General features: G+C 53.6%; 6 protein-coding genes. All 6 read right to left on the bottom strand.

What is annotated here, in order from left to right; genetic code table 11:
• Window positions 1-44: 44 nt before the first annotated feature.
• The gene (locus V3W31_06370) at window positions 45-1,193 is read right to left on the bottom strand and encodes a glycosyltransferase family 4 protein (protein ID MEE9614566.1); all 1,149 of its coding nucleotides are present in this window, start codon (window positions 1,191-1,193) and stop codon (window positions 45-47) included.
• 77 nt (window positions 1,194-1,270) lie between these two features.
• Window positions 1,271-2,350, bottom strand: coding sequence for a UDP-N-acetylglucosamine 2-epimerase (non-hydrolyzing) (wecB, locus tag V3W31_06365; protein MEE9614565.1), 1,080 nt, complete (start codon window positions 2,348-2,350; stop codon window positions 1,271-1,273).
• The gene (locus V3W31_06360; GenBank protein MEE9614564.1) at window positions 2,347-3,411 is read right to left on the bottom strand and encodes a polysaccharide biosynthesis protein; all 1,065 of its coding nucleotides are present in this window, start codon (window positions 3,409-3,411) and stop codon (window positions 2,347-2,349) included. The genes wecB and V3W31_06360 overlap by 4 nt, the downstream gene beginning before the upstream one ends.
• A gap of 82 nt (window positions 3,412-3,493) precedes the next feature.
• A complete protein-coding gene (locus V3W31_06355; GenBank protein MEE9614563.1) occupies window positions 3,494-4,402 on the bottom strand; it encodes an SDR family oxidoreductase in 909 nt (302 codons plus the stop codon).
• 33 nt (window positions 4,403-4,435) lie between these two features.
• On the bottom strand, window positions 4,436-5,656 hold the full coding sequence (locus tag V3W31_06350) for a radical SAM protein (GenBank protein MEE9614562.1): 1,221 nt from the start codon (window positions 5,654-5,656) through the stop codon (window positions 4,436-4,438).
• A 77-nt stretch (window positions 5,657-5,733) separates the two neighbouring features.
• Window positions 5,734-6,440, bottom strand: a 707-nt coding sequence (locus V3W31_06345; protein ID MEE9614561.1) for a glycosyltransferase, incomplete at its 5' end; no start/stop codon positions are given.

The following is a 6,440-nucleotide window of genomic DNA, read 5'->3' as shown; positions in this document are numbered from 1 at the left end:
AAGAGAGCCCCCTTTAAGTTCTGTTGCCGTACCCCCAGAATTTTTTATCCTTCGGACACTTCTTTATAAACCTGCCTTATCTTCCTCAGGTTCTCGTCCGGCGAGAACTTCTCCTTGAGGATGGCGGAGCCTTCCCGCCCCATCCTCTCCCTTAAGTCCGGGTCCGTGGCCAGCTTCACGATACATTCGGCGAGGCCCTTTGGGTCTTGCGGCCGTATCAAAAATCCGTTCACGCCGTCGGTGACCATCTCCGCGCAGCCGCCCACGTCGGTCGCTATGACCGGTCTGCCGGCGCTCATGGCCTCAAGCACTACTGTGGGTAGCGGATCCGGCGATAAGGAGGCATGGACCACAATGTCCAGGTCCGCCATGATATCGAGGACGTCTTTCCGGTGGCCCGTGAAGATTACCCTGTCGCCTATTCCGTTCTCTTCGACAAAGCTGTGGAGCCCCTCCCTGTACTCCCTGTCGGAGTCGAGCATGGCGTCTCCCACGATTACGAACTTAACGCGTGGGAAGCTCTTGACCACGTCGGGGACGGTCCTTACAAAGACCGCCTGCCCTTTCCATTCGGTTATAAAGCCCACCATCCCTATAAGGACGGTCTCTTTGTCGACGTTCAGTTCCTCTCTGAACCCGCCGCGGCCCACGCCGTCCTTGACCTCCCGCATGGAGTTGTAGATTACGACACATTTTTCAGGGTCTACGCCAAACTCCACAAGCCCTTTTTTTACCGCCTCCGAGGGGCATACTATCTTCCGGGCCCCGAACCCCGACAGCCTGATAAAAAGCCTGTTAAAGCCGTCGGCCTCCAGTATGTCGTGCATATGCCAGACCATGGGCCTTCGGGAAATGAGCGCGGGTATTATGCAGTACAGGCTTGCGATAAAAGAGTTGGCGTGGACTATGTCGATTTTTTTCCCGTACAGGAGCCTTGTTATTCGGTATGACGCGAGGAGAAGACCGAAGAGATAGGAAAGGTATTTCGGGATGCTCGCCCGCCTTGTAAACCAGGGCATGGGGACGGTGTTTACCTCGATGCCCATATCCTCGAAGTGCGCTACCGAGTCGGAGCCCGGCGGACAGACCATTACGGAGTGGAACTCTTTTCTGTCGAAGAGCTCCAGCAGGTTCGACATGACCCTTGTCGCCCCGCCGACGAACGGGCTATGGTCAACAATAAGGAGCTTCATACCGTCCCGCAGCTAAACTATGCCCGCATGGTTTTCGTGTCTTGTCGCGGCAAGCGGGGGTTGCGATAAGTCCCCCGCTACCTCCATTTGTATCCGAGCACTATCTTCACCACCGTGCTGCTTACGTCCCCTACGAGATACTCCGGGGGAGGGGACCAGTCGCGGGGCTGCTCCAGGACCGTCTTGACGCACCGCAATATGGACTCCGGCTCCGCCCCGCTCAGCATGTTGCTCCCCGCCTCTATGGTCTCGGGCCTCTCCGTAACGTCGCGGGTCGTCACGGCGGGGACCTTGAAGATGCAGCACTCCTCCTGCACCGTGCCGGAATCGCTGAGAACGCACCTGGCACGCTGCTCGAGGTGGACGAAGTCGAAGAGCCCGAGCGGCTCTATGGCGCGCACCCCGCCTCCCATTTTTCTCTTGAGCTTCTCCAGCCTCTTCCGTGTCCTGGGGTGGAGGCTGCAGACTACGGGGATGCCGTACTCTTTGTGGAGCAGGTCGAAGGCCTCGACGAATTTTCCCAGCCGTTCCTCCACGTCCACGTTCTCCGCCCTGTGCAGGGTGACGAGGAAGTAGTTGCCCTCTTCCAGGCCCAGGTCCGAGAGGGCGGTGCTCACTTCTATCCGGGGCTTGAAGTGCTCTAACACTTCATAGATCGGGTTCCCGGTCACATATATGCGTTCTCCCGGTATCCCTTCGCGTATGAGGTTTGCCCGGCTGCGCTCGGTGTATGGAAGCAGTATGTCGCTCGAGTGGTCGATAATGCGGCGGTTTACCTCCTCGGGGACGCGGTCGTCGTAGCAGCGGTTACCCGCTTCCATGTGGTATACGGGTATGCCGAGACGCTTGGCCATTATGGCCGCGAGGCTGCTGTTGGTGTCCCCGAGGACCAGAAACCGGTCTGGCCTTTCGGAGAGCATGACCCGCTCGATCTCCGGGAGGATCTTGCCCATCTGCTCGCCGAAGCTCCCCCTTGCCCCGAGGTGATGGTCGGGGTCGCGTACCTTGAGCTGGTCAAGAAAAACCTCGTTCAGGTTTTCGTCGTAGTTCTGGCCCGTATGTACCAGGACGTGGTCGCAGAGAGAGTCCAGCTTCTTGACGATAAGGCTCAGTCGGATTATCTCGGGGCGGGTGCCCAGGACGGTCATTACCTTCATCTTAGGAACTCTCCTTCCTCCCTTATCTCGTGGTCGACCATAAGGTTGTGCTCTTTAAGGAGCTCGGTTGTCTCCTCCATCGTAAAGAGTGAGTCTGAGGAGCTGTACTCTTTTTCCAGCGCCACTTCGCCTCCGCCCCCCTTGGCAAGCTCCGGCAGCATGGGTTTTATAGCGTAGTATTCACCCCGCTCGAAGGTGTGCCACGCCTCTTCGTAAGAGACGAGCAGCTCATGAAGCTTCTCGCCGGGTCGTATGCCGGTTACGGTCGTCTCTATCTTACGGTCTCCTATGAGGGCGGCCGCGACGTCAACGATGCGCGATGCCGGAACCTTCGGCACAAAGGTCTCGCCCGGCGAGCCGTTCTCTATCGCGGCAAAGACGGTATCGACCGCCATATCCAGCGGCAGCAGAAAGCGCGTCATCTCTTCGGAGGTTATGGTTACCGGACCGCCGTTTTTTATCTGCTCGTGGAAGAGCGGGATGACGGAGCCGCGGGAGGCAAGCACGTTCCCGTAACGCACGCATAGAAAGCGAGTTTCTGGCACGGTGATGTTCGCCCCTATAAAGACCCTCTCCTGGATGGCCTTTGTCATGCCCATGACGTTTACCGGCTTACAGGCCTTATCAGTGGATACGCCGACGACCGTTTCGACCTTAAGGCCGCCCTCGCGTATGGCGCGTATGATGTTTTCGGGCCCGGATATATTGGTCTGCACGGCCTCATAGGGGAAGTACTCGCATGAGGGGACCTGCTTAAGGGCGGCCCCGTTTATCACTATGTCGGCGCCTTTGAGCACCGAGCATACGGAGTGGTAGTCGCGCACGTCACCTATCCTGAACTCCAGGAGTTGTTCGAAGTTGTGGTATATCACCTCGTCGGTGACCTTCTTCTTCTGCTGGTACTCTACGCGCATGAAATGCTGCTTGGCCTCGTCACGGGAGAAGATGATTATCTTGGCGGGCGTGCCGGCGCTACCGGTGAGCAGCCGCCGGGTAAGGACCTTGCCGAGAGAGCCGGTTCCTCCGGTAATAACTACGGTCTTGCCTTCAAATATTGACATTCGAAATACCTCCTGTCGAAATGGATTTTACCCGGTTTTTTAAAGCCCCGGGCCCTAGCATAAGGCAGCCGCGGCCAAGGCTTCATAGTCCCCGGCCCTTATCCGCTCCGGTCATCTCGTTCTCGATCGCATCCTTATGCATAGCCTCCACGAGTTTGGGCCACTGCGGCGGCGAGTATCCGGTCGCAGACTTGAACCTCTCCGATTTAAGCGACCTGTCGCAATGAAAGTTATCGTCCCGCTCGATATCTATAGTCTTGCCGTAACGCCCGGCCACCAGCTTCAAGAGGTCATACTTGGTAACCGGCTCGGAAGATACATGGTAAAGACCGGTAAGTTTCTCGTCGGGGATTACACGGTCTGCGATTATGCGAGCCATCTCAACGGTAGGAAAACCGGAAAAGACGGCCCTCGTAAAGCCTCTGACCTTGCCCTCCTGAGAGAGAAACCATTCAAGCAGGCTATGCTTCCCTTTGAGCTCGTGGCCTATGATGGAGGTCCGAAGTGTTACGCAGTGCGGGTAGACGACTTCGCCCAGGAGCTTGGTGCGTCCGTAAAGATCGTCCGCGTCCGGACGGTCGTCCTCGGTGTAGCCACCCTTGTCCCCGGAGAAGACACAGTCCGTACTAATATGAATCATGCGTGCACCTGCGTCCTTGCATAACGCCGCGAGTTTATGCGGAAAGAGGGCGTTCACTGAAATGGAGGCAACCGGGTCCTTGGCCTCCGGGCTCTGTTTTATTATGCCCACGCAGTTTATCACAACATCCGGCTTTATTTTTGCCAGGACGCTACGGACCGCATCAAAGTTGCAGGCATCAATACCCGTGTGCACCCGCTCTAAAAGCGCTGGTGTGAACCAACGCGAAAGCCCGTTGCCACTGCGTGCAGTGCCGTGGACCTCAAGCCCCGCATGCCTTGAAAGCAGACGAAAGAGGACATGGCCCAGCATCCCGGTCGAGCCGGCTATGAGTACTTTCTTGCCGTCCATATCAAAAATTCCTTTCTCCAGAGGTGGTTGGAGTCATTTTGGGCCCTCCGTATGGCAAACTTGTTTTCCCAAAGCCTTCTTTATCTCTTCAAACTCTTCCGAATCTTTCAATTGCGATGTGAAATGTGCATTATAATCATCAAAAGGTATGTACGGTGTGCAGGTCTTGCAAGGAGGCAGATATCTACTTTTACGGAGCTTTTGATATTTCTCTCCGAACCAAACGGACTCGAAGTCAGTCCCGTACACATTCCCCGGGCTATACGCTCCGGCAAAGCAACATGGTGCGACGTCACCCTCGGTGCTGATATAGACGGAATTGAAGGGGTCCATACAATCCCGGTCAGGATTGTAGAAGTTATTACGTTTTTCTTCGAAAAACCGGCGGGCTTCTACTCTTATTCCAAACTTTTCGCCTAATTCCATTGCCCGGTCGATAACTGCGTTGTATTCTTCCTTTACATGGAGGAGGGCATCATCGGCATGTTCTTTTTTCGCTACAAAATAGTTCCCGATGCTGACAACAGGCACCCCCAATTCATGAGCCAGAATAATGAAATCCGGCACCTCGCGGAAAGTTTGTTTGAGTGCGACAAAATGCATTTTTGTTTTTTGGCGATCATTTTCTGAAAGTTCGGACAAGAATCCTTTAATAGCCGATAACGTCTTTTCGAAATCATATTTCATGAACCTACGGTATGTTTCCGGCTTGGCTGCATTTAATGAAATGGTAAGCAACCTTAGATGTCCGGAAAGCAGCCTGGCCATCTTTCTCGACAACAGTGTTCCATTTGTGTTAATTTGGATTAAATCGTTTCTAGGGTTTATTGAATAAATATAGTTTAGCGCTTCCTCAAGCTTGGGATACAAAAAGGCTTCGCCCCACCCGGTAAGCTCAACTATTTCGCCATGCTTAATTACATCCTTCAATTTCTTAAGATCCTCCATCTTCAGGTTACTGCCTTTAAATCCATCCGGCCTGCATATATAACATCTCAAATTGCATTTTGTTGTAAGAAAAATAGATACCAACTTGGGGTAAAGCCGGAACTTTTTTTTGGGCAATAAAGGGTAGATGCTCCAAATAAACAATCGTTTATATGATAATAGTCGACAGTATAGACTGCGTACCCCGGCTTTAAGTAAAATAAAAAGCTTTACTGAAAGATGATACGCTCTTACAATAAGGTCGTAAGGGCGTGGGGGAAGCACTTTTTTCAGGTAATTACTAGCTGACGCCAATATATTAGACATGCTTGCCTGACCTCCCGGGCTCTTCTTTTGTGATTGTTTGAATCTCTAAATTTTGAACACGGAAGATTTTCTTATGATTAGAAAATCCTTCCATAAAAATCGACAGCCTTTGGTTTTATCTTCGACTGGTCGAGCCTTTCTACAGTTGTCTTCCAATTTTCTTCCGCCGCGCGGTCGACCAGTTCGTCGTCCGTAAGCGCACGACGGATAGCTTGTTCAATTACGTCCGGGTCCTCCGGGGGCACCAGTATTCCGGTCCTGCCGTCTTCAATCCATTCGTTTGCGCAGCCCGTATGTGTCTGAATCGGAAATGACCCCATCACCAGCGCTTCAAGGAAAGAAGTGCTGATAGAATCGCTGATATTCACACCGATAGAGGTCCGTGCCCGGCCGTGATAACGGAGTATCTCTTCGTGAGAGATGCGGGGAATCATCTCTACCGGGACGCCAGTGGAACGGCTAAAAAGCTCGGCCGCGATCAGTACTTCCTTGGTAAACCCCAGGTATATGGCGAGAGTATACCCCTTGAGAAGGTCGGCACACCGTTCCAGCGCCCTAAGACCAACCAGGGCCCTATAGGCCCAGCCATGGTATCCCTTCAACATGATAAGCCGACGTCTGGAGGTCGGTCCGGGCTGTTTTAAGGCGGAGACCTTTTTAAGGTCAAAGCCGCCGGTGTTAGGAAAGACGGGAAGTATTTCTCCCTTAAAGCCGAAGGACCTGGCAAGCTTCACGTCCCGCAGGCATTCGCAGGAATAATAGTCGCACTCATTGAGGAGTTCTC

The sequence above is a fragment of the Thermodesulfobacteriota bacterium genome (genome assembly GCA_036482575.1).
Classification (GTDB): Bacteria; Desulfobacterota; GWC2-55-46; order GWC2-55-46; family JAUVFY01; genus JAZGJJ01.
The sequence above is the reverse complement of the archived record's forward strand: the minus strand, read 5'-3'. Positions and strand labels throughout refer to the sequence as shown.

What these genes read in the sequence shown, in the direction of transcription:
- V3W31_06370 (MEE9614566.1), bottom strand. Translation starts at nt 1,193, where the DNA reads ATGAAGCTCCTTATTGTTGACCATAGCCCGTTCGTCGGCGGGGCGACA.
- wecB (MEE9614565.1), bottom strand. Translation starts at nt 2,350, where the DNA reads ATGAAGGTAATGACCGTCCTGGGCACCCGCCCCGAGATAATCCGACTG.
- V3W31_06360 (MEE9614564.1), bottom strand. Translation starts at nt 3,411, where the DNA reads ATGTCAATATTTGAAGGCAAGACCGTAGTTATTACCGGAGGAACCGGC.
- V3W31_06355 (MEE9614563.1), bottom strand. Translation starts at nt 4,402, where the DNA reads ATGGACGGCAAGAAAGTACTCATAGCCGGCTCGACCGGGATGCTGGGC.
- V3W31_06350 (MEE9614562.1), bottom strand. Translation starts at nt 5,656, where the DNA reads ATGTCTAATATATTGGCGTCAGCTAGTAATTACCTGAAAAAAGTGCTT.